The sequence below is a fragment of the Acinetobacter sp. S-1 genome, assembly GCF_059579785.1.
Genome location: NZ_CM184207.1, coordinates 50,878 through 71,631 on the forward strand (window position 1 = coordinate 50,878; position 20,754 = coordinate 71,631).

Below are 20,754 nucleotides of genomic sequence, written 5' to 3' on the forward strand. Positions count from 1 at the left end.
TCATTTAACTTGATGTGCATTTTGCTGTTTTTATTGTTGCGAAAAAATAGATGAATAAGCAAAATATCTTTGATCATTAGTCAATAATGGAATAAGACATGAAATCAACAATTGAAGAGCTAGTTGCCTTTATTGCAATCGTTGATACGGGTTCTTTTGTTGCAGCGGCAGAACATTTAAAACAAACGCCTTCAGGGGTCAGTCGATCGTTAACACGCTTGGAAGCGAAGTTAGATGTGACCTTATTGGAGCGCACCACACGTAAATTAAAACTCACACAAGAAGGGCAGCAGTTTCTTGTAAAGGCCCGTAAAATCTTAAATGAGCTGAACGCTGCCGAAGAAGAACTGCAAAAGTCTGATCAGGGCACTGCAGGGCTCATTCGCATTGATTCAGCAACGCCGTTTGTCTTACACGTAATTGCGCCATTAATGCATAAGTTTCGTGAGTGCTATCCAAATATTGAAATTGAGTTAAATAGTAATGATCAGGTGATTGACCTGCTGCAACATAAAACTGATGTCGCATTTCGGTTTGGGGAGCTCAATGATTCAAGTCTTCATGCCAAACTGGTGTGTAAAAGTCGCTTATTTATCGTTGCAAGCCCTGAGTATTTAGCAATTAAGGGTACACCGACACAACCTGAACAGCTTGAACAACATGATTTGATTGGTTTTACCAGGCCTACATATATCAATAGTTGGCCGATTAAAGTTGGTGATGAATATTTTTTTGCGCAATCAAAAATTAAAGCATCGAGTGGGGAAACTGTGCGTCAGCTGACGATTAGAGGACATGGTATTGCACGACTATCTGAATTTGAAATTTGGAAAGACATTGAAGAAGGGCGATTGATAGCCTTATTTGAAGACCAAATTGAACATCAATATCAAAGCATCCATGCTGTGTATTATCAACAAGAGCATCTACCAAAAAGAATTCGTTTATTTATTGAGTTTTTGGCAGAACAGTTAAAAGACGGTTTTAAAAACGCTCTCTAAAAGTAGTGTAACTGTCAGTTGGGAAATGAACTTCTAAAAGAGGAGTCGTTTGTCCCTCTGATGAATGTTGAGACAGAAAATAGCTTTTTTGATGTTCTCGGCAGCTAAAATATAATTTGGAATAAACCGAGTTCACCATTACAACTTCATTTGAGCTATTCCGTTTATATTGATAATGAGAAATCGCATTGGTCTCGTCATCAGTGCGTTGCTCCATTTTATAGTCTTGTTGATTTGTCATTTTTAAATAACCTTCTATGAGGCTTTGGCAAACAGTATGTCTGTACTGCTCATCTTTTGGTTGTTGTTGGCAACCAGCTAAAACAATAGTAAATAACAATATAGCTTTTAATTTCATGAGTTTGCTACTTTCTGAGTTGATTTCTATAGCCTAAAGGTGTTCTATAAACCAGTACAGATACAGAAATTTTTAAAAAAGCAGCACAGAATGACTTTCCAATATCAGGTTCTTGCCAATCAATTAGCACATCGTATTTATCAAGATGAGCTTAAACCTCACCAGAAACTTATTTCTTTACGAGATTTTGCTCGTCAGCACAGCATTAGTTTAAGTACAGCAAAAAGTTGTTATGAGTTACTTGAGGCGAGGGGGCTTATTTATGTAAAGCCGAAGTCAGGTTATTTTGTAGTTGCTCGTGCACAATCGGGCCCCATTCCTGAAAGTCCAGATTTCTTGTCTTTACCTCGACAAGTTTCAAATCTGGAATTGCATAATCAAATTCAGGAAGCTGCCTTACAAAGCCATCTTGTACCATTAGGCTCTATTCAGTTAACGCCTCATTTTATTCCTGTGCAAGGTTTACGTCGTTCTATTCAACGGGCTTTAAAAAATTGTCAGCCTCAAGACTTTCTTTATTGTAATAAACAAGGGCATGAGCAATTAAGAAAAGCGTTATCTGATCATTGGCGTGAAGATGGGATTTTTATCGCGGTAGAAGATATTTTTATTACCAATGGCTGCATGCCTGCTTTATCTTTGGTGATTCAACATCTAACAGAAGTAGGCGATAGTATTTTAATCCCGACGCCTACTTTTAATGGACAACTACAGCTTATAGCCAGTTTAAAACGGCAGATTATTGAAATTCCAGCGCATCATCGTGGTATCGATCTTGAGCGCTTAGAATCATTTATGAAGCAGGGTTTGGCTAAAGTTTGCTTAATGACAGCCAACTATCAAAATCCTCTAGGATATTGTTTAAGTAATGCAGAAAAACAAAAGATTGCCGAATTAGCAGCAAAGTATCAGTGCTTTATTATCGAAGATGATATTTATGGAGAGTGTGGCTACAGTGGTGAGCGACCATTACCTATACGCTATTGGGACCGTGAAGGCTATGTGATTTGGTGTGGATCGGTTTCTAAGTCGTTATCGAGTGCGTATCGCGTAGGATGGTTCTGTTTAACAACAAAGTTAGAACATTTAAGGCTTGAGCTGTTAGCCAGTAATATTGGGGTCAATACACCGCTACAATTAGGTCTAGCTGATTTTATTTATAGTCGTGGTTATAGGGAGCATTTAGAGCAGTTAAGACCGAATTTGATGCGGCAAGTCGAGGAGTATCGTAGTTGTATTTTAAATGCATTTGAAGGTATTCCAATTGCACTGAGTCAACCAGAAGGTGGTTATGCTTTATGGATGCAGTTACCTAAAACTGTAGATAGTTTGGCGCTCTATTACACTGCAAAATCTCACGGAATTACTGTAGTTCCCGGTCATGTTTTTGGTGAGGATGAACGCTATCGGCATTTTATTCGTTTAAATGCAGGTCACGAGTTAACAGCAGATGTCCGCCAAGCAATTAAAGACTTAGCGGACTGGTCACGGCAACAGATTAAAACAGCGAGTTAGTCTTATTCTGCAAAGTCTGCTTTAAGCACAATGCGGTAGCGTGCCTGCCCTGAGTGTAGACGCTCAATTGCTTCATTGAGCTGTGACATCGGAAATAGCTCAATTTGAGGCGCAATTTTTTTACGTGCAGCAAACTTTAAAAGCTGACGTAGTGCAGCAGGTGAGCCCGTAGGTGAACCAGTCACTGACTTAGCACCACCAATAAGAGAGCCAACTGAAACAGGAACAGGCTCAAGCGTAAGGCCTAAGAAATGTAAGGTTCCGTTTGGTGCCAGTGTTGCAATAAAAGCAGACCAATTTAGAGTCACATTCACGGTACTCAGCAATAAATCGAATTTACCTTTTTGAGCTTTTACTGCTGCTGTATCGCGACTATTTACCACATGGTCGGCTCCCATTGCTTTGAGTTCTTCCGTTTTATCTGGGTTAGAACTAAAAGCAGTGATTTCACAGCCCCATGCTTTAAGTAGCTTAATGGCTATATGGCCTAAACCACCAATGCCAATTACACCGACATGATGCGTTGCCTGAATTTTGTGTTTGAGTAGCGGATCAAAAACGGTAATTCCGCCGCAAAGTAAAGGGCCTGCACTTTCAGCGTCTAAATCGTCAGGGAGGGGAATAGCCCACTGCCAACCTGCGCGAACCTTATCGGCAAAGCCACCCGCATGTCCTACGATTGTTGCAACATTTCCACCTGTACACAGTACTTGCTGACCACCAATACATTCATCACAGGCTTGGCAACTTTCAGCTGTCCAACCAATGCCGACACGTTGCCCAATTTGTAGACCTTTTGCTTCTGAACCCAAAGCAACAATTCGTCCAATAATTTCATGACCTGCAACCACAGGGTACACGGTCGAACGCCATTCATTGTTTAAAACAGAAATATCAGAATGACATAAACCACAATATTCAACTTTTACCTCAACCTGATGCGGTTGTAATTCACCTGCGTCAAATTGATAGGGAACCAGTTTTTCACCTGCCTGCATTGCAGCATAAGCTTGAATCGTATTATTGCTCATCGGAAACTCCTTAAGCGGCTTTGAACCGTTCTGGTGGGTTATGAAGCTTTAAATTGACAATCGTTTTCATGATCATCGACCATGCCTACTGCCTGCATAAAAGCATAGCAGGTGGTTGGGCCAACAAATTTGAAACCATTCTTTTTAAGAGTTTTGGAAAGTTTTACGCTCAGTTCGGTTTGAGCAGGGGCCTTACGATAATCTACAACATCGTTGTTTTGTGGAGCTGCATCTACAAACTGCCAAAGCCATGTAGGAACATCACCGACTTGTACTTTGAGCGCTTGCCAAGCAATAGCATTATCACGAATGGCTTTGAGTTTCCCCAAGTGACGAATTAAGCCAGCATCGGATAATTTTAGTTCTAAAAAATCATCTGTAAATGAAGCAATGTCTGCAATCGGATGATTAAAAAAATGCTGACGGTAGCTTTCTCTTTTTTTCAATACGGTAATCCATGAGAGGCCGGCTTGCTGACCTTCGAGACAAAGCATTTCAAATAATCGTGCCTCGTTGTGTTCGGGTTTACCCCATTCCTCATCATGGTAGGCAATATAGAGTGGATCGTCGGAACACCATCCGCAACGTTGAGTTTTCATGATAATGCTCCTTATATTTATCTTAGAATTTTAAAGTTTAAATAACACCCATTCATTTGGGCGAGTATCCCAATAATACAGTTCTGCTTGTGTTAAGTCTTCAAACTTCAGCCAAAAGTCTTTGCCGACTTTGTCTGAAAAACCAGTACTGATTAGTAGGGCATCATCGCTGATTTCCATGATCCAGCCTTGATAGCTATTGCCATTTAAAATGATCTTTTGCTGGTTACCAGACTCGGCAAACTCTACTAAGCGATTGATCAGCGCTTCCGACATAAAATGTTCCTAGCGTAAATATGAATAAGGATTAACAGCACCACGACCTTTACCATCTAGATAAAGACCATAATGAAGATGAGGTGAAGTATAACGTGCATTGCCCGTATTGCCGACATAACCAATGAGGTCGCCCTTTTTGACATAGTCGCCTACATTTAAGCCACGTTTGTGACCATCAAGATGGGCATAATAATGCCATGTTCCTGCTGGACCTAAAATCCAGATCACTTTGCCACCCAAATTGTTATTACGAAGATCTGCAACGAGTCCTTCGGTTGCACTGTACACTTTGGTTCCACGTGGAGCCAAAATATCAATTCCTTCGTGACTACGGCCCTGACTCCGAGCAGCTCCCCAAGTGTCTTTTAATTCATTGCGGTCAATACCTTTTACAGGCACAGGCAGTCGATTTGGAAGCTGCATACTTTTGAGTTTGATGACTTGAGCGGGTGGAAGTGGGGCAGGTTTTTTAGGTGCACTAGCACAGGCAGCCAAAAGAATAATCAGAAAACCAAGTGAGAAATGAGAAACAAAACGTCGCACAAAATACTCCCTGTCACAGCCATATCAAAATTATTTTACTCACTATGTCATGAACGGCTTGTCGAGATCAATTTTTTCATCGCGGTTGGAACACCTTTGGCAATGGCTTGTTCCGGACTCAACCATTGACCTTCAAGTTCAATAGCCAGATGTTCTTTTTGATCAGGTTCCACGTGGAACACGTGAGCATTAAGTAACCATGTGAAATGAGTGAAGCTATGACTGATCTGAAAAGTTTGTGCTTGAGGTTGTAGTTTGAATTGTTGGCTTAAGCTCAGTTGTTCATGTTCATTTTCTAAAATAGGTAAACAGAATAAACCGCCCCATAGACCATGCGCTTGACGTTGTTGCCAGAACCATTCACCTTCGCACTGAATAATAAGAACATCTGCTGTTTTAACAGGCGGTGTTTTTTTCGGTTTTTTAAAAGGTAATTCTTGTTCTAACCCTTGCTGATAAGCCTGACAATGAGCTTGCATTGGACAATATAAACAAAGCGGTTTTTTAGGCGTACAAATGGTTGCGCCGAGATCCATAATCGCTTGAGTGTAGTCATGATTACGATGTGTCGGGCAAAGCTCTTCAGCCAGTTTCCACATTTCACGTTCGTGCTGTGGTTTACTTAAATCATCTTCAATTGCAAAGAAACGGGATAAGACGCGTTTCACGTTGCCATCCATGATGACGCCATACTGGCGTAAACCTAAAGACATGAGCGCGCCTGCGGTAGAGCGACCAATGCCGGGTAACGCAATCCATTCTTCTAGCGTTTCAGGAAATTTACCTTGCTGAGTGACAAGACCAGCCGCTTTATGCAAATTGCGGGCACGAGCGTAATAACCTAGGCCAGCCCAATAAGGTGCTACTTCATCCCAAGTTGCATGACCTAAAGCTTCTACCGTCGGAAAGCGCTCCATAAAGCGATCAAAATATTGCAAGACCGTTTTCACCTGAGTTTGCTGTAGCATAATTTCAGAAACCCAAACTTTGTACGGATCATCGGCAACTTGCCAAGGCAAATCGTGACGACCATGTTGATCGAACCAGTTTAAGAGGGCATCAGAAAAAGAAAATTCAGGCATGAACAGCTATAGAAGAGAAGTAAGGGCTAAATTATAGCTGAAATTTGGGTGAAATTTTGTTTAAAGCAAATGAAGAAAATGGACATATAAAAACAGGGACTACATCAAAAATTTAGTCCCTGTTCTATGGGTAAAAAGGATTAATCCTTTTGTACACCCCAACGTTGATCAAGTTTCAACGGTTGGTTTTTATAGTAAGGAATGACATGAATGTGGAAATGATCTGAAGTTTTTCCAAAAACTTCACCATCATTAAAGCCAATATGAAAGCCATCTGGTTGATGACGAAGCTGTGTCTCATGACGGGCAATTTCAAGAAGTGTAAGTAAGCCTTGATGTTCTTTAGACGTAATGTCAAAAAAAGAACTAACATGGCGTAGTGGTGTTACTACACAGTGGCCTTTAGATAACGGATTAGAATCAGGCAAAATTACGGCAAATTCATTCTTATCAATGATGTCATATTCATCAAATTCGCAATACGGACATTTCTTGTCAGTCATTGTTGTATCCTCTCATGTTATTCCATTAAACCCCGAGTGCGGGAAATAAGACTAGGCTTTGCTCTAGCTCAACGGGAGTATAGTTATTGAAGTATGGTTTAAAAAATACAGTAAAAATATTGCAAAGTCATAAACATTTAAGGGAGCAAATGCAAAAAAACCATTTGCTCCAAATTTGCTTCTTTTATTTTAGAGTACGATCTAATAAAGCGTACATTTTAGCAAGGCCTTGTTTTTCCGCTTCGCTATTGTAGCCAAGGTCCACACCGTTCGCTTTAGCTCTTTCATCGGCAAGCGGGTTACTAAAGCCATGTTTAGCACCTTCTAAAACCACTACCTCGTGTTTAACCTCAGCAGCTTGCATCTCTTTTTCAAAATTAGCAACATCTTCTAAGGTGACCATACTGTCTAGTTCACCATGTAGAACTAAAATTTCACCCTGAATGTTGCCTTTTTGAGCAGGAGCCTTCGGTGCTAATGTGGCATGGAACGTTACAATTGCTTTAAGTGGAGCACCTGAGCGAGCAAGATCCAACACGACTTTACCACCATAGCAAAAGCCAATCGCAGCCAATTTCTCGTTATTTACTTCTGGTTGGGCAGCAAGGGTTTGCAGTGCTGCATTAGCACGATCAGTCACCGTGTCTAAATCTTCAAATGTCTGCATCATCCATTCATAGGCTTGAGCTGCTGTTGTCGTGACTTTTTTATCGCCATACATGTCAATAGCAAGAGCTGCATACCCGTGTTCAGCAAGCTCACGTGCGCGTTGCTCAGTATATTCATTACGACCCCACCACTCAGGACCAATAATGATACCTGGTACCGGTTTTTCACTCTCTGGAGCCGCAAAGTAACCAATTAAATGGCTGCCATCTGGTGCAGTATATTGAATTTCACGGGTTTTAATTGCTGTACTCATGACATTAATCCTGAAATTAAACTTGGTTTAAACACGCTTGATTAAAGCATAAAAAATAAGAAGTAAAATAAAGAACTATGTAAAAAACTACATCAAAATAAAAAGATAGATATTTCTACGCAATAAAAAAGAAGGAAACCAGTTCCTTCTTTTTATATGGTGATGATTAAATTTAAGTCCGGCCTCGGGAAATGAACCCAATTACAGCTAGAATTACAGCCACAACTAATAAAATCACGGCAAAGTCTTTAGATAGTCCTGCAACACCACCAAACCCTAATAGACTGGCAATGAGTGCAATCACTGCAAAAATTATCGCCCAACGGAACATAATGCTGTCCTCCTTATTTTTCATTGTCATTTAACTATATAGTGTGTTTTTTAGCCCGAATGTGTCGTTTATGTGGTTGAAATGTATATTAAACAATCATTTTGTGATGTCAGAAATACAGCTTCTTTTTTAGTACAGGCCGCTTCAATGCTATACTAATACATCGTTTTATCTCATCAGCTGTTAAAAGATTATGTCTACCGAGACCTCCCACCGACCACTCTTCTGGAAAAATTATTCATTAGAGCAACTGACTCAACTTGAGTGGGAAGCTTTATGTGATGGTTGTGGTTTATGCTGTCTGGTCAAACTAGAAGATGAAGATACACATGAGGTGGCTTATACCAAAGTGGCTTGTAAGTTACTCGATTGTGGTACAGGGCGTTGTACGGACTATCCAAATCGTCAGCAGCAAGTACCTGATTGTTTACAATTAACGGTAGAGTCTCTAAAAACAATTCATTGGCTGCCCTCAAGCTGTGCTTATAAGCGCTTGAATGAAGGCAAGAATTTACCTTCTTGGCATTATTTAAATACGGGTTCTAGACAAAGCGTGGTTAAGGCGAAAAAGTCAGTTGCAGGACGTTGTATTTCCGAAGTTGATGTACATGAAGATGATCTTGAAGATTATATTGTGCGGTGGGTGCGCTAATTTAGTCTTAAAAGAGAATGTTTGATTACAGAGTATAATAAAGTAACACTTTTATCGTAATTTTTTTGCTCATCTCCGTAATATAACAATAAAAACAAAAGGAGATAAAAATGATGAGACGATTAGCAGCTCCCTTATTATGTAGTAGCTTTTTTTTGTTAATGGCCTGTGGGTCTAATAATACCAATTCAAAAAATCCTGAACAAAATACGACTGCAAAAGCAGATCAGTCTGTTGCCGTCAAACAAACTTATCAGGTTGAAGCAATCTCACATTTTAATGAGCCTTGGGCTGTGACCAGTCTGCCTGATCAGCGTTTATTAGTGACTGAACGGCAAGGTAAATTAAAAATTTTTAACCCTAAAAGTAAGCACATGTTGGATGTGCAAGGTGTTCCAGCGGTGAACTATGGAGGACAGGGTGGTTTAGGAGATGTCATTTTACACCCTGACTTTGCCAAGAATCATTGGGTTTATCTTAGCTATGCTACAAAAGGACAAGGTGGATCTGGCGCAGTGATTTCACGTGCGAAACTAGATTTATCTAATCCTAATCAGCCAAAACTCACCGATATAAAGCAGATTTGGCAGCAAGTACCCAAAGTTTCAGGACAAGGCCATTATGGACATCGCATGCTTTTTGGTACAGATGGTAAGCTGTGGGTCAGTTCAGGTGAGCGACAAAAGTTTGATCCTGCCCAAAACATGAAAAGTAACTTGGGTAAAATCTTGCGTTTAAATGATGATGGCACCGCGGCTGTAGGTAACCCTTTTTATAAGCAAGGCGGGGTCACTGCTGAAATATGGTCACTGGGACACCGTAACCCGTTAGGTATGGCTTTTGACCGCCAAGGACAGCTGTGGGTGGTTGAGATGGGGCCTAAAGGTGGTGATGAGCTTAATATTATTGCCAAAGGTGAAAATTATGGTTATCCAATCGTTTCAAATGGAGACCATTATTCGGGCCAACCTATTCCAGATCATCACACTCGGCCAGAGTTTAAAGCACCAGAAATTGACTGGACTCCTGTTATCTCTCCATCGAGTATGATCATTTATCGCGGACAACGATTTCCTGCATGGCAAAATAAAGCCTTAATTGGCGGGTTATCTTCCGAAGCGATTATTGTGGTGGATTTACAACATAAGCCCGTGAAAGAAGTGCAAAGATTGGATATGAAAAAACGTATTCGTGGGTTGCATGAAGCACAAGATGGTTCGATTTGGGTGATTGAAGACGGCCCAAATGCGCGTTTACTCAAGCTGAGTAAGAAACCCTCTTAATGCTAAGCAAGAGCCTGTAAATAAAGAACGTGTCTCATAGATTCAAATTGTAGATTTCTGTGAGACACAATAGACTATAGTGAAAAGACGATAAAGCCATTTGAGATGTCAGACACCCATATTCCACTTCCCGAACGCCTGCGCCCAAGAGACTTGTCTGAAATTATTGGGCAAGACCATTTATTAGGTGAACAAGCGCCCTTACGTCAAATGATTGATCAGGGACATTTGCCTTCTATTATTTTTTGGGGTCCACCAGGCGTTGGTAAAACAACAATTGCTTTACTTTTGGCGCAGGCGATAGACCGTCCATTTGTGAGCTTGTCTGCGCTGAATACGGGCGTAAAAGAATTACGTGAAGTGATTGCAGAAAGTGGTGATTTACTGACACCTGTTGTTTTTATTGATGAAATTCATCGTTTTAATAAATCACAGCAAGATGCTTTATTGGGTGCAGTTGAAAAAGGCAAAATTACGTTAATAGGCGCGACTACTGAAAATCCATCTTTTGAGGTGAATAGCGCGCTTTTATCACGCTGTCAGGTCTATACCTTAAATAGTTTAGACAGTGAGGCAATTCAGACATTACTCAACAATGCACTTCAAAGCGATAAATTCTTAAAAGAACGTTACATTCATATAGAAGAATATGATGCGCTCATTCAGTTCGCAGCAGGTGATGCACGTAAAGCGCTTAATTTACTGGACTTGATCGCAAGTACTTTTGAACCCGAAGTTGAAAACACGATTACTAATGCGGTTGTGGTAAAAGTCGCTCAGCAAAATATTGCGCGTTATGACAAATCTGGCGAGCAGCATTACGACCTTGTTTCTGCCTTTATTAAATCAATTCGCGGCAGTGATCCAGATGCAACGCTATATTGGATGGCTCGTATGCTTAAAGGCGGAGAAGATCCGGTTTTTATTGCAAGACGTATGCTGATTGCAGCCTCAGAAGACATCGGAAACTCCAACCCAAATGCGCTATTGCTTGCAGGTGAGTGTTTCCGCTCTGTACAAGCGGTGGGTATGCCTGAGGCTCGAATTATTCTAGGTCAAACAGCAGTTTACTTAGCAACGAGTGCAAAAAGTAATAGTACTTATTTAGCGATTAATAAGGCTCTAGAACTTGCTGAAAAAACGGCAAATTTACCTGTGCCTTTGCATTTGAGAAATGCGCCAACCAAGCTTATGAAACAGCAAGGCTATAGTATTAATTATCTCTATCCTCATGATTACCCTGAGCACTTTGTGCTGCAAGACTATTTGCCGCCTGAGTTGAAGGGAACCAAACTCTATGAGTCTGCAAGAAATAAGCGTGAGGTTGAAGGTGAGCGTTTACAGCAACGCAGATGGCAGCAGGAACAATAGTTCCTGCTTTATGCTATTCCAGCTCTTCAGTGACCTGACCATAAATCAGTAGAGTAAACACGCCTGTACCGCCAATAATATTGCCGATAGTGGTAGGGATGAGGAAAGTAAACAGATACTTACTAATAGAAGCTTCTCCTTGCCAGACTAGATAGGACATTTCTGTAGAACCAACCACTACATGGGTAAAGTCACCCAGTCCTATCAGATACGTCATGAAAAAGATGAGCAGAAACTTATTACTGACTGAAGGCAACATCCAGACCAAGGCAGCAATTAACAGCCCTGACATAATGCCTTTGAGCAGATTCTGGGTTGCAGAAAAGGAACCCACATGATGTGCGAGTTCATCCAGTGCTTTGTCAATATCTGGCGTAAACAGGTGAGTAGTTAGGAAAAATAAACTCGCCAAAGCTGTTCCAATAATATTGCAGAGAATCACAATGCCCCATAAGCGGCCCACTGCTCGTAATTTATCGAAAGTAAAGGGATTAAATAAAGGCACAACTGTGGTGATAGTATTCTCGGTAAAGAGTTGCATGTGACTCAAAATAGCGATCAAGAACCCAATGGTATAACCCACATTAGTGATTAAATCGGTCCAGACTGCATCAGTTGGGAGATAAGCAGCAATAATCGCTTTAAATACAAATGAAAAACTGATGACTAAACCCGCGGCAATCCCTGAAAAGATCAGTGCAGTTGTTGGACGATCAAGCTCTTCGGCACCATCACGGCGGATAATTTCATAAACCAGACGGGGTGACAGTTTCTCATGTTCTTCGACTGCCATTTTTTCACGCCAGCTTAAAGTTTTCTCGATTTTCTTTTCCTCTATTTCATGGTCCATCAGGTTTACTCCTCACTGAATAAATATCTTATATTTATTGTTTTATTTATTGTTAAGGCAGTGTTCAGGATAAATCTAGTCTATTCATAACAGCTTTATGTGTCTTTTTATAAATCGAATGCACAATGGTCAGATCATCAATCACAAAATCAAAGAAAAGTATAAGCTCTTAAAGTACGGATGAGTGCCATATAGTCGCCTTGAGAGGCTTTAGCAATAACAGATTCAACCTCTGCCTGACTCCAGCCTTGTTTTAAGGCAGAAGTACTAAAGTTGTTTAATAAGACCAAAGGATTTTCACCAAAATGGATTGGATGATTCATTAATCTCTTTTCAAGCTTAGATAATTCCATAGGTTCACCCGAGTTTTTAAATTTAATTATTGTGAAGTACTTTGTGTTTTTTTAGATTTTAGTGTTTTAAATTAAGCTTATGCAAGTGTTAATTTATAGAAATAGACAAATCTGTCTACATTGTTTGGGGCGCATGGCGCTGAATATAAAAAAACCGGGCTTTAGCCCGGTTTTTTATGAAGTTTTACTGATTAGATGTCAGATAAATCTACGCCTAAACGAGCAGCAACTTCTTCATAAGCTTCAACAACACCGCCTAAACCTTGACGGAAACGGTCTTTGTCGAGTTTCTTCTTAGAGTCTTTATCCCATAAACGGCAGCCGTCTGGAGAGAACTCATCACCAAGCACGATGCGGTCATGGAAAACACCGAATTCAAGCTTGAAGTCCACCAAAATCATGTTGCCTTCAGCAAATAAAGCTTTTAATACATCGTTTACTTTATAAGTTAAAACTTTCATTTGTTCTAACTGTTCAGCAGTCGCCCAACCTAAAGCAATCGCTTGAGATTCGTTAACCATTGGGTCGCCTAGACCGTCATCTTTATAGAACAATTCAAATGTAGGAGGAGTTAACTCTTTACCTTCTTCTACACCTAAGCGACGGCATAGAGAACCAGCTGCGTAGTTACGAATTACACATTCAACTGGAATCATTTGAAGTTTTTTAACAAGCACTTCAGTTGGAGAAAGCAATTTTTCAAAATGCGTTTCAATACCCGCAGCAGCAAGTTTTTCCATGATGAAGGCGTTAAAACGGTTGTTCACCTTGCCTTTACGATCTAGTTGTTCGATTTTTTCGCCGTTGAACGCAGAGGCATCATCACGAAAGACTAAAATCAGATGGTCGGCATTGTCTGTTTCATATACAGATTTTGCTTTACCAGTATAGAGCAAGGTTTGTTTTAACATGAGGGAACCTTTTTAAAAAAAATGCCTAGTAAACGACTAGGCTGGCCAATTTTGGTAAATCTGGTTTAGCACTTCAGCAGCCACATCTGGGCTTGCAAAAGTGTTATCTACATTAAATAGAGCAAGAGTATGACTAGAACCTACACCAGTAAGTTTAAGCACATAAGTATTGTCATTTACTTTAATCGTCGCTTGATTACTGCCTTGAGCGATGATGTTGAAATTTAAAGTACTTAAAGTTGCTTTGGTGTATTGCCAGATCTCGGCTGTATTTCCATCAACTTTTAACAACGGGTTTTTATTACCGTCAGTCACAAGCTGAGGACGTCCAAGCGCAGTCGTCGTTTGAGCAGAGGCATCTGCTGTAGCATTACCTTGCGTTTGTTCAGGGCGTGGCAGTGCATAGCGGTTGCCACGCTTGTTTTCAAACTTCGGTGCGTTATCGATAGCGCGCTGTTCTACAGTTGGTGCAGGATACAAAGGTGTCGCTGGTCGTACAGTTGCATCGGCAGGATATTCAAGCGGGGCAAGTTGCTTGGCATTTTTATAATCTAAAGAATGATTATTAATTGCGAAGCGACCACAACCAGCTAAACTTAAGGCTGAAACTGCAAGGACTAAACCAAGACGTAATTGCATCATAAATTGCTCTTATTAAATAATTCCCGCATCTTTTAGGGCATTGCGGAGAGGTTCGCGATATTGCTCAGCGAGAGGAGTGAGTGGTAAACGAATACCAGTATCAATCAGTCCCATCTCATGTAGTGCCCATTTCACAGGAATTGGGTTTGATTCGCAAAATAGAATATTGTGTAAATTTGCAATCTTATTGTTAAGCGTCTTCGCTTGTTGTTCATCTTTGGCAATCGCAACAGCACATACTTCACTCATTGCTTTAGGGGCAACATTTGCAGTAACCGAGATGTTGCCGTCAGCGCCAAGAAGCATAAGTTCCCATGCTGTCTCATCATCACCTGAGTACACAGCCATCTTGCCGTTTAACGCCTCAATTAAAGCTTTACCACGAGGTACGTCACCTGTTGCATCTTTAATGCCAACAATATTCGAGATCTCTGCTAAACGTACAGCTGTGTCATTTGAAAGATCTACGCCAGTACGACCAGGTACGTTATAGAGAATAAGCGGTAATTCAACAGCTTCAGCAATCGCTTTATAGTGTTGGTAAAGGCCTTCTTGGGTTGGCTTGTTATAATATGGTGTTACAAGTAAAGCTGCATCTGCGCCAAGCTCTTTAGCAGCTTTAGTTAATTCGATTGCTTCACGGGTTGAGTTTGCACCAGTACCGGCAATAATTGGAATACGTTTATTGGCTACACGAATAATTTCTTTAATAACCTGTGTGTGCTCTTCCATGCTCAATGTTGAGGCTTCGCCGGTTGTACCGACGGCTACAATACTGTTTGTACCTTGTTCTATGTGCCACTCAACCAGCTTCTCAAGACCCTTCCAATCTACACCGCCGTCTTTCAACATGGGTGTGACGATTGCGACGATTGAGCCTTGAATGGTCTGTGCTTGCTGAGTCATTTTTAAAAATATCCTATTTATCCATCCGAATCTGAGGTAAGAAAAACAAAATGTGGGATGGTTGCAGTATTTTGATTGTCCAGTTCTAACAATAACAGATTGTTGAATGACAATTATGCAAATTATGACTGATCAGACGCATAAGAACAATACGCCTAACGGATAATCGCGATGTAAACTTGAGGAAAAGATAGGATGTTTTCATTATTGCGCGCTAAGAATACCCAGTAAACATAACAATACGGCTTGATTCGACTGAGCCTTACTTAATATGGGCTTTTTTTGTGGCAACATAGAATGCAATTTCCCAGTTGGGATTGAAGATGACATGAAAATGAATAAACAACCACAAAATGCGGTTTTAATCGTAGTTGATGTACAAAATGGTTTTACACCGGGTGGAAATTTAGCAGTTGCCGACGCCGATACAATTATTCCAACCATTAACCAACTTGCTGGTTGTTTTGAAAATGTCGTCCTGACTCAGGACTGGCACCCGGATAATCATATCTCTTTTGCAGCCAATCATTTTGGCAAGCAGCCATTTGAAACAATTGAACTCGACTATGGACTACAGGTGCTTTGGCCTAAGCATTGTGTACAAGGTACTCAAGATGCCGAGTTTCATCCTGATTTAAATATTCCGACAGCTCAACTGATTATTCGAAAAGGCTTTCATGCTCATATTGATAGCTACTCGGCTTTTATAGAAGCTGATCACTCTACAACGACGGGTTTAACGGGTTATCTAAAAGAGCGCGGTATTGATACGGTTTATGTGGTCGGAATTGCTACGGACTTTTGTGTAGCATGGACTGCTTTAGATGCAGTTAAGCAAGGTTTTAAAACTTTAGTGGTTGAAGATGCTTGTAAAGGGATTGATCTGAATGGTTCGTTAGAACAAGCGTGGCAAAACATGCAGCAGCAAGGTGTTGTCCGTATTCAGTCGACTGATCTGTTGAGTGAGCGCTAAGTATATTGCTCTGGTTTTTAACTTTCATATTTTAATTTTTAGGGATAGAAAGTATGGCTGCATTCCTACGCTTTACCCAATTTATTCAAAAGACTTTTGCCCTATGGGTGATTGTTTTTGCAGCGCTAGCGCTATGGCAGCCTGAATTTTTTGTCTGGCTCAAAGCGTACATTCCATGGATTTTGGGCATTATTATGCTTGGTATGGGAATGACCATGACCGTCGATGACTTTAAAGGGGTATTACAAAGCCCTAAAGCGGTATTGATTGGGGTGGTTGCGCAGTTTGTGGTGATGCCGGGCTTAGCATATGTTCTATGTAAATTATTTAATTTACCGCCTGAAATTGCGGTTGGGGTCATTTTGGTGGGTTGTTGCCCAGGGGGAACGGCTTCAAATGTGATTACCTATATGGCCAAAGGCAATGTGGCGTTATCGGTAGCCTGCACATCGGTATCAACACTTTTAGCACCTGTATTAACCCCAGCGATTTTTTATCTGCTTGCCAGCCAATGGCTAAAGATTGATGCAGCTTCAATGTTTATTTCGATTTCGCAGGTGGTGCTACTGCCTATTGTGCTTGGTTTGATTTTAAGAACATGGCTTAAACGTCAGGTCGAATCTTATATTCAAGTGATGCCTTTAGTTTCGGTCATTGCAATTGTAGCGATTGTGGCCGCGATTATTGGTGGAAGCAAAGCAGCAATTTTACAGTCGGGCTTGCTCATTTTAGCCGTAGTGATCTTACATAACGGGCTTGGCTATTTATTAGGTTTTACCGCGGCACGTTTCTTTAAACTACCTTATGCGGACAGTAAGGCCATTGCTATTGAGGTGGGGATGCAAAACTCAGGCTTAGGTGTTGCACTTGCAGCAGTCCATTTTGCTGCTTCTCCAATTACAGCAGTACCAAGCGCGATTTTCAGTCTTTGGCATAATATTTCTGGGCCTGCACTTGCGACTTATTGGGCAAGTAAACACAAACAAGAATAACTGTATAAACAACATTCATTAGGAAAGAAGGCCAAACGAATAGTTTGGCCTTTTTATTTAAAGCATATTTTAGGGGAGCTAAAGCTAGAACTGGTATGTCTTTTGCTTTGAATTGATGCACTAAAAATAACGTGAATATGAGTATAAATCGTAAAGAAAAATAAGGCATTTTCTAGATGAACCAGATTTTTAAATTATTTATTCCCATGCTCTCAAGCAATTTAATTCTAGTTTTAAGTGGATTGATTGATATTGCTTATGTAGGGCATTTTAGTAACGATCATGTAGCAGCATTATCGGTGACCTTATCTTTATATACAGTGGTTTATGTCATTGGTATGGGAATTCTGCAAGGTGTGATGCTCAAGCTTTCAGAAGCTTATGGTTGCCATGACATACCACGCATTCGTCAAATTTTTATTCAAGGCATTTGGCTGATGTTATGTTCGGCATTGCTGAGTATTGGCTTGCTTTACTTGTTCCGTGATTTACCAAAATTGTTTGGAGCATCTGAACATGTCATTTCAATTACTAAAAACTGTATTTGGGCTTTGGTATTTATTTTACCTGCCCATTTACTGATGCGCTTATTTACAGCTTTGTCTCAGGTCACTGAAAATGCGCATAAGGTTTTACTATCAGATAGCATTTTCTTCATTCTTAAAATTATTTTGTCCTATCTTTTAATTTATGGTGTTGCTTTATTTTCAATTCCGCCACTCGGTGCGATAGGGGCTTTGTTAGCCACTCTCATTGTGCGGTGGTTTATGTTGGCTGTTTATTACCTGTTTTTCTTAGAGAAAAGCTACATCTTTATTGAACAACCAGAGCAGTCAGTTGAAGATAGCCGCCAAAGTCTGCGTATGATTTTAAAAATAGGTATCCCGACAGCAATCATGGCGTTGATGGATGTTGTTGCATTTTGTTCGGTTGCTATTCTGATTTTACCTTTCGGGAGTGTGGTGTCTGCAGCCCATCAAATTGTCGCGAGCACTGGCGGGTTCATGTTTATTTTTCCTTCGTCAATTGCCTCGGCTTATAGCATTTTAGTGTCACGATCTATGGGCAGCGGAAACATGGAAGAAGCAAACAAAATTGCCAGACAAAGTATATGGGTGATTATGGCAGTGAGTGGCAGTCTATCCCTGTGTTTATGGCTGGAGAGGGACTTAATTGTCACGTTATATTCAGATGATTTGGCTGTTCAGATTTTGGCAGCATCACTGCTGTTGATTGTCTGTATGTCTCACTTTCTAGATGGCTTAATGACGTTATTGACCTCTTTGCTGCGTTGTTGGGATGTGTCGATTTTACCAATGCTGATTTTCTTGGTCGTGGTGTTATGTTTCGGATTAGGCGGTGGTTGGTGGATGGCCTACAAAGGAATGTATTGGCAAGATATCTCGATTTCTGCGATGGGAATTTATGGCTTCTGGTGGATGGCTGCCATAAGTTATTTAGTGGCTTGTCTAATGAGTGCCATCTGTTTCCATTTTAGAAAACAATTAAGAGGTTTTTGATTAGGTAGATCAACACACTCTTAAAGAGGATGTTCTACTAACCAATCTTCAATCTCATTTTCAGAAATTACTTCAAAGCCATGGCGCTGCAAAAGCGCCGTGGTGATTCCAACTCCCGTAATTTTCTCACCTTGAAAAGTACCGTTATAAATTTTTTGGCTACCACAAGATGGGCTATTCTCTTTTAAAACCACACAAGTCGCTTTTATTTGCTGTGCAACTTCTAGGGTGCGGTAAGCACCTTTTAAATATAATTCTGTTACATCTAAACCAGATGAATCAGTAATTCTTGCTTTGCCATCAAGCACATCTTGACCTGTTCCGCCCACAATTTCTGCAGGTAAACGGGGAGTGGTAAAACCACCTAATAGCTCTGGGCATAATGCTTGGGCTTTTTTATTGATTAATAGCTGCTTAAGTCGGGTATTTGGACAGGATTTACCATCATATCGAACAGGTTCACCAATTAAACATGCGCTGACTAAAAGCATAGTTTTCCAAACTCAAAGCAAGAGAGATTTTTGAAGATAAAGAATCATAAACAGAATATGAAATATGACAATTGATTTTAAAAACAGGCAAATTAAAAGATTACTAAAATTATGCAATTCATAATTAAGTTATGTATTGCATAATTTATTTGTTTTTAGTAGCATCTAATTCAAGGTAAATGGCCATTGGAGATCCAACAAGGATGTTGGTCTCCATAAATCTATAAATGATTTTTAGGAAAAGACGATTTTTAAGGGTTTATTGAAAAATCTCAATCGTACTTTTAGATAACAAAGGACAGTGTGTATGGAAAATAAACACCACATGGAACGGAAATTAATCATTAAAGGCTCTACGCTCATCATATCTTCGTTTTAATGACTCGTTTTTTTCTCATAGGATGCGTTGGGTTAAGCCAATTTGACGGTTCAAGTCTTCACCCAATAGCAACGTATTCTATAGAGAAAGGAGCTGAGTTCATCAGCAATAGAGATAAACGGAACAGGTAATCACCAGAGGGAAACTAGATGGATATTTTAGAGAACCCATTAGAATTATGCGGTTTTGCATTTATTGAGTTTGTTTCAAAAGAAAATGAATTAGATCCAGTTTTTGAAACAATCGGCTTTTCAAAAGTAGCCAAGCATAAATCGAAAGAAGCGTACTTATGGCGTCAAGGAAATATCAATATTATCCTGAATTATCAGCCAGAATCTTATGCTTCATTCTTCTTTAATGAACATGGTCCATCTGCTTGTGCGATGGGTTTCAAAACACGTGATGCAGCAAAGGCTTTCCAAAAAGCAGTAGAGCTTGGTGCTGAACCAATGTATTCAAAAGTTGGGCCAATGGAGCTCAACATTCCGGCAATTAAAGGTATTGGTGGTATGCCAATCTTTTTAGTTGACCGTGATATTTATGAAAATGACTTTGTTTTCTTTGATGATGCCGAGAAACGTCCAGTAGGGGCAGGCTTAAACGAGATTGACCACTTAACTCATAACGTCTACAAAGGCCGTATGGAGTATTGGGCAAACTTCTATGAAAAAATCTTTAACTTCCAAGAAATTCGCTACTTTGATATTAAAGGTGAATATACAGGTTTAACGTCTAAAGCATTAACAGCACCTGACGGTAAGATCCGTATTCCGTTAAACGAAGATTCAGACAAAGGAAACGGCCAAATTGCAGAGTTCCTATCTGACTTTAATGGCGAAGGTATTCAGCATATCGCGTTTATTTGTGATGACTTAATCTCGACTTGGGATAAGTTAAAAGGCCTTGGTCTGAAATTTATGACACCGCCGCCAAATACGTATTATGAAATGCTAGAAGATCGTTTACCTGAGCATGGTGAACCGACTGATGAATTAAAACAGCGCGGTATTTTGCTTGATGGTAATACTAAAGACGGTCAGAAAAAGCTGTTATTGCAAATTTTCTCTGAAAACATGATTGGTCCAGTTTTCTTTGAATTTATTCAACGTAAAGATGATGACGGCTTTGGAGAAGGTAACTTCAAGGCGTTATTTGAGTCGATTGAACGTGACCAGATTCGCCGTGGTGTTTTAGAAACTAAATAAGCTGAGCTTTATTCCTGATCTAAAAAAACCAAGAGTTTGATCTCTTGGTTTTTTTATGGCTA

24 protein-coding genes are annotated in these 20,754 nt (G+C 40.2%); 9 read left to right on the forward strand and 15 right to left on the reverse strand.

The genetic code is table 11. From position 1 onward, the window contains the following. Positions 1 to 98: 98 nt before the first annotated feature. Positions 99 to 1,001, forward strand: coding sequence for a LysR family transcriptional regulator (locus AC52J8_RS00210; protein ID WP_057069173.1), 903 nt, complete (start codon positions 99 to 101; stop codon positions 999 to 1,001). Here AC52J8_RS00210 and AC52J8_RS00215 read toward each other — a convergent pair. Further along, positions 985 to 1,359 (reverse strand): hypothetical protein, encoded by a 375-nt coding sequence (locus AC52J8_RS00215; protein WP_057085406.1) that lies wholly within the window; start codon positions 1,357 to 1,359, stop codon positions 985 to 987. The two genes, AC52J8_RS00210 and AC52J8_RS00215, sit on opposite strands and share 17 nt — an antisense overlap. A gap of 90 nt (positions 1,360 to 1,449) precedes the next feature. Between AC52J8_RS00215 and AC52J8_RS00220 the strand changes: the two genes are divergently transcribed. Continuing rightward, complete coding sequence (locus AC52J8_RS00220) at positions 1,450 to 2,874, forward strand: aminotransferase-like domain-containing protein (RefSeq protein WP_208753422.1); 1,425 nt, start codon at positions 1,450 to 1,452, stop codon at positions 2,872 to 2,874. Positions 2,875 to 2,876: 2 nt separating this feature from the next. On the opposite strand, the gene ahr is transcribed toward AC52J8_RS00220, so the two are convergent. The 8 genes from ahr to AC52J8_RS00260 form a co-directional block, all read right to left on the reverse strand. Further along, positions 2,877 to 3,905, reverse strand: a complete 1,029-nt coding sequence (gene ahr, locus AC52J8_RS00225) for an NADPH-dependent aldehyde reductase Ahr (RefSeq protein WP_086376005.1) — start codon at positions 3,903 to 3,905, stop codon at positions 2,877 to 2,879. A gap of 38 nt (positions 3,906 to 3,943) precedes the next feature. Next, on the reverse strand, positions 3,944 to 4,504 hold the full coding sequence (locus AC52J8_RS00230; protein ID WP_086399272.1) for a DNA-3-methyladenine glycosylase I: 561 nt from the start codon (positions 4,502 to 4,504) through the stop codon (positions 3,944 to 3,946). 30 nt (positions 4,505 to 4,534) lie between these two features. After that, complete coding sequence (locus tag AC52J8_RS00235) at positions 4,535 to 4,780, reverse strand: hypothetical protein (protein ID WP_001287364.1); 246 nt, start codon at positions 4,778 to 4,780, stop codon at positions 4,535 to 4,537. A 9-nt stretch (positions 4,781 to 4,789) separates the two neighbouring features. Then, positions 4,790 to 5,326 (reverse strand): M23 family metallopeptidase, encoded by a 537-nt coding sequence (locus tag AC52J8_RS00240; RefSeq protein ID WP_086399273.1) that lies wholly within the window; start codon positions 5,324 to 5,326, stop codon positions 4,790 to 4,792. A gap of 47 nt (positions 5,327 to 5,373) precedes the next feature. Continuing rightward, positions 5,374 to 6,408: an A/G-specific adenine glycosylase gene (mutY, locus tag AC52J8_RS00245; RefSeq protein WP_086399274.1), complete on the reverse strand. Its 1,035-nt coding sequence runs from the start codon at positions 6,406 to 6,408 to the stop codon at positions 5,374 to 5,376. 140 nt (positions 6,409 to 6,548) lie between these two features. Beyond that, positions 6,549 to 6,911 (reverse strand): HIT family protein, encoded by a 363-nt coding sequence (locus AC52J8_RS00250; protein ID WP_014207996.1) that lies wholly within the window; start codon positions 6,909 to 6,911, stop codon positions 6,549 to 6,551. Positions 6,912 to 7,095: 184 nt separating this feature from the next. Continuing rightward, positions 7,096 to 7,833 carry a dienelactone hydrolase family protein gene (locus AC52J8_RS00255; protein WP_086399275.1) on the reverse strand — a complete coding sequence of 246 codons (738 nt, stop codon included), beginning with the start codon at positions 7,831 to 7,833 and terminating at the stop codon, positions 7,096 to 7,098. A 172-nt stretch (positions 7,834 to 8,005) separates the two neighbouring features. Continuing rightward, positions 8,006 to 8,164, reverse strand: coding sequence for a DUF1328 domain-containing protein (locus AC52J8_RS00260; protein WP_002053759.1), 159 nt, complete (start codon positions 8,162 to 8,164; stop codon positions 8,006 to 8,008). 193 nt (positions 8,165 to 8,357) lie between these two features. Between AC52J8_RS00260 and AC52J8_RS00265 the strand changes: the two genes are divergently transcribed. From AC52J8_RS00265 to AC52J8_RS00275, 3 genes are all read left to right on the forward strand, one after another. Then, on the forward strand, positions 8,358 to 8,816 hold the full coding sequence (locus tag AC52J8_RS00265; RefSeq protein ID WP_086399276.1) for a YcgN family cysteine cluster protein: 459 nt from the start codon (positions 8,358 to 8,360) through the stop codon (positions 8,814 to 8,816). Positions 8,817 to 8,926: 110 nt separating this feature from the next. Beyond that, the gene (locus AC52J8_RS00270) at positions 8,927 to 10,099 is read left to right on the forward strand and encodes a PQQ-dependent sugar dehydrogenase (RefSeq protein WP_197738956.1); all 1,173 of its coding nucleotides are present in this window, start codon (positions 8,927 to 8,929) and stop codon (positions 10,097 to 10,099) included. Between the two features lie 105 nt (positions 10,100 to 10,204). Then, entirely contained in the window at positions 10,205 to 11,470 is a 1,266-nt protein-coding gene (locus tag AC52J8_RS00275) for a replication-associated recombination protein A (protein ID WP_086399277.1), read from the forward strand. 13 nt (positions 11,471 to 11,483) lie between these two features. On the opposite strand, the gene AC52J8_RS00280 is transcribed toward AC52J8_RS00275, so the two are convergent. The 5 genes from AC52J8_RS00280 to dapA all read right to left on the reverse strand — a co-directional run bounded on the left by AC52J8_RS00280 (position 11,484) and on the right by dapA (position 15,132). Continuing rightward, entirely contained in the window at positions 11,484 to 12,320 is an 837-nt protein-coding gene (locus AC52J8_RS00280) for a formate/nitrite transporter family protein (RefSeq protein WP_086399278.1), read from the reverse strand. Positions 12,321 to 12,469: 149 nt separating this feature from the next. After that, positions 12,470 to 12,673: a hypothetical protein gene (locus tag AC52J8_RS00285; RefSeq protein ID WP_005804340.1), complete on the reverse strand. Its 204-nt coding sequence runs from the start codon at positions 12,671 to 12,673 to the stop codon at positions 12,470 to 12,472. A gap of 191 nt (positions 12,674 to 12,864) precedes the next feature. Beyond that, entirely contained in the window at positions 12,865 to 13,584 is a 720-nt protein-coding gene (gene purC / locus AC52J8_RS00290; protein ID WP_002119240.1) for a phosphoribosylaminoimidazolesuccinocarboxamide synthase, read from the reverse strand. Between the two features lie 36 nt (positions 13,585 to 13,620). Beyond that, on the reverse strand, positions 13,621 to 14,223 hold the full coding sequence (locus tag AC52J8_RS00295; protein WP_079381043.1) for a lipoprotein-34 precursor (NlpB): 603 nt from the start codon (positions 14,221 to 14,223) through the stop codon (positions 13,621 to 13,623). Positions 14,224 to 14,238: 15 nt separating this feature from the next. Further along, the gene (dapA, locus tag AC52J8_RS00300) at positions 14,239 to 15,132 is read right to left on the reverse strand and encodes a 4-hydroxy-tetrahydrodipicolinate synthase (protein ID WP_017402863.1); all 894 of its coding nucleotides are present in this window, start codon (positions 15,130 to 15,132) and stop codon (positions 14,239 to 14,241) included. A gap of 328 nt (positions 15,133 to 15,460) precedes the next feature. Between dapA and pncA the strand changes: the two genes are divergently transcribed. The 3 genes from pncA to AC52J8_RS00315 all read left to right on the forward strand — a co-directional run bounded on the left by pncA (position 15,461) and on the right by AC52J8_RS00315 (position 18,617). Then, positions 15,461 to 16,105, forward strand: coding sequence for a bifunctional nicotinamidase/pyrazinamidase (gene pncA, locus AC52J8_RS00305; protein ID WP_017402862.1), 645 nt, complete (start codon positions 15,461 to 15,463; stop codon positions 16,103 to 16,105). A 53-nt stretch (positions 16,106 to 16,158) separates the two neighbouring features. Next, positions 16,159 to 17,097 (forward strand): bile acid:sodium symporter family protein, encoded by a 939-nt coding sequence (locus tag AC52J8_RS00310; RefSeq protein WP_017402861.1) that lies wholly within the window; start codon positions 16,159 to 16,161, stop codon positions 17,095 to 17,097. 176 nt (positions 17,098 to 17,273) lie between these two features. Further along, positions 17,274 to 18,617 carry an MATE family efflux transporter gene (locus tag AC52J8_RS00315; protein WP_086399279.1) on the forward strand — a complete coding sequence of 448 codons (1,344 nt, stop codon included), beginning with the start codon at positions 17,274 to 17,276 and terminating at the stop codon, positions 18,615 to 18,617. 20 nt (positions 18,618 to 18,637) lie between these two features. Here AC52J8_RS00315 and AC52J8_RS00320 read toward each other — a convergent pair whose 3' ends face one another. Continuing rightward, positions 18,638 to 19,108: a 2-thiouracil desulfurase family protein gene (locus AC52J8_RS00320; RefSeq protein WP_068929670.1), complete on the reverse strand. Its 471-nt coding sequence runs from the start codon at positions 19,106 to 19,108 to the stop codon at positions 18,638 to 18,640. 528 nt (positions 19,109 to 19,636) lie between these two features. On the opposite strand from AC52J8_RS00320, the gene hppD reads away from it, so the two are divergent. Further along, the gene (gene hppD / locus AC52J8_RS00325) at positions 19,637 to 20,692 is read left to right on the forward strand and encodes a 4-hydroxyphenylpyruvate dioxygenase (protein WP_002119157.1); all 1,056 of its coding nucleotides are present in this window, start codon (positions 19,637 to 19,639) and stop codon (positions 20,690 to 20,692) included. Positions 20,693 to 20,754: the final 62 nt, after the last annotated feature.

Excerpts from the sequence above, each read along its gene's own strand:
- AC52J8_RS00210 (WP_057069173.1), top strand. The coding sequence starts at position 99 with ATGAAATCAACAATTGAAGAGCTAGTTGCCTTTATTGCAATCGTTGAT.
- AC52J8_RS00215 (WP_057085406.1), bottom strand. The coding sequence starts at position 1,359 with ATGAAATTAAAAGCTATATTGTTATTTACTATTGTTTTAGCTGGTTGC.
- AC52J8_RS00220 (WP_208753422.1), top strand. The coding sequence starts at position 1,450 with ATGACTTTCCAATATCAGGTTCTTGCCAATCAATTAGCACATCGTATT.
- ahr (WP_086376005.1), bottom strand. The coding sequence starts at position 3,905 with ATGAGCAATAATACGATTCAAGCTTATGCTGCAATGCAGGCAGGTGAA.
- AC52J8_RS00230 (WP_086399272.1), bottom strand. The coding sequence starts at position 4,504 with ATGAAAACTCAACGTTGCGGATGGTGTTCCGACGATCCACTCTATATT.
- AC52J8_RS00235 (WP_001287364.1), bottom strand. The coding sequence starts at position 4,780 with ATGTCGGAAGCGCTGATCAATCGCTTAGTAGAGTTTGCCGAGTCTGGT.
- mutY (WP_086399274.1), bottom strand. The coding sequence starts at position 6,408 with ATGCCTGAATTTTCTTTTTCTGATGCCCTCTTAAACTGGTTCGATCAA.
- AC52J8_RS00250 (WP_014207996.1), bottom strand. The coding sequence starts at position 6,911 with ATGACTGACAAGAAATGTCCGTATTGCGAATTTGATGAATATGACATC.
- AC52J8_RS00255 (WP_086399275.1), bottom strand. The coding sequence starts at position 7,833 with ATGAGTACAGCAATTAAAACCCGTGAAATTCAATATACTGCACCAGAT.
- AC52J8_RS00260 (WP_002053759.1), bottom strand. The coding sequence starts at position 8,164 with ATGTTCCGTTGGGCGATAATTTTTGCAGTGATTGCACTCATTGCCAGT.
- AC52J8_RS00265 (WP_086399276.1), top strand. The coding sequence starts at position 8,358 with ATGTCTACCGAGACCTCCCACCGACCACTCTTCTGGAAAAATTATTCA.
- AC52J8_RS00270 (WP_197738956.1), top strand. The coding sequence starts at position 8,927 with ATGATGAGACGATTAGCAGCTCCCTTATTATGTAGTAGCTTTTTTTTG.
- AC52J8_RS00275 (WP_086399277.1), top strand. The coding sequence starts at position 10,205 with ATGTCAGACACCCATATTCCACTTCCCGAACGCCTGCGCCCAAGAGAC.
- AC52J8_RS00280 (WP_086399278.1), bottom strand. The coding sequence starts at position 12,320 with ATGGACCATGAAATAGAGGAAAAGAAAATCGAGAAAACTTTAAGCTGG.
- AC52J8_RS00285 (WP_005804340.1), bottom strand. The coding sequence starts at position 12,673 with ATGGAATTATCTAAGCTTGAAAAGAGATTAATGAATCATCCAATCCAT.
- purC (WP_002119240.1), bottom strand. The coding sequence starts at position 13,584 with ATGTTAAAACAAACCTTGCTCTATACTGGTAAAGCAAAATCTGTATAT.
- AC52J8_RS00295 (WP_079381043.1), bottom strand. The coding sequence starts at position 14,223 with ATGCAATTACGTCTTGGTTTAGTCCTTGCAGTTTCAGCCTTAAGTTTA.
- dapA (WP_017402863.1), bottom strand. The coding sequence starts at position 15,132 with ATGACTCAGCAAGCACAGACCATTCAAGGCTCAATCGTCGCAATCGTC.
- pncA (WP_017402862.1), top strand. The coding sequence starts at position 15,461 with ATGAAAATGAATAAACAACCACAAAATGCGGTTTTAATCGTAGTTGAT.
- AC52J8_RS00310 (WP_017402861.1), top strand. The coding sequence starts at position 16,159 with ATGGCTGCATTCCTACGCTTTACCCAATTTATTCAAAAGACTTTTGCC.
- AC52J8_RS00315 (WP_086399279.1), top strand. The coding sequence starts at position 17,274 with ATGAACCAGATTTTTAAATTATTTATTCCCATGCTCTCAAGCAATTTA.
- AC52J8_RS00320 (WP_068929670.1), bottom strand. The coding sequence starts at position 19,108 with ATGCTTTTAGTCAGCGCATGTTTAATTGGTGAACCTGTTCGATATGAT.
- hppD (WP_002119157.1), top strand. The coding sequence starts at position 19,637 with ATGGATATTTTAGAGAACCCATTAGAATTATGCGGTTTTGCATTTATT.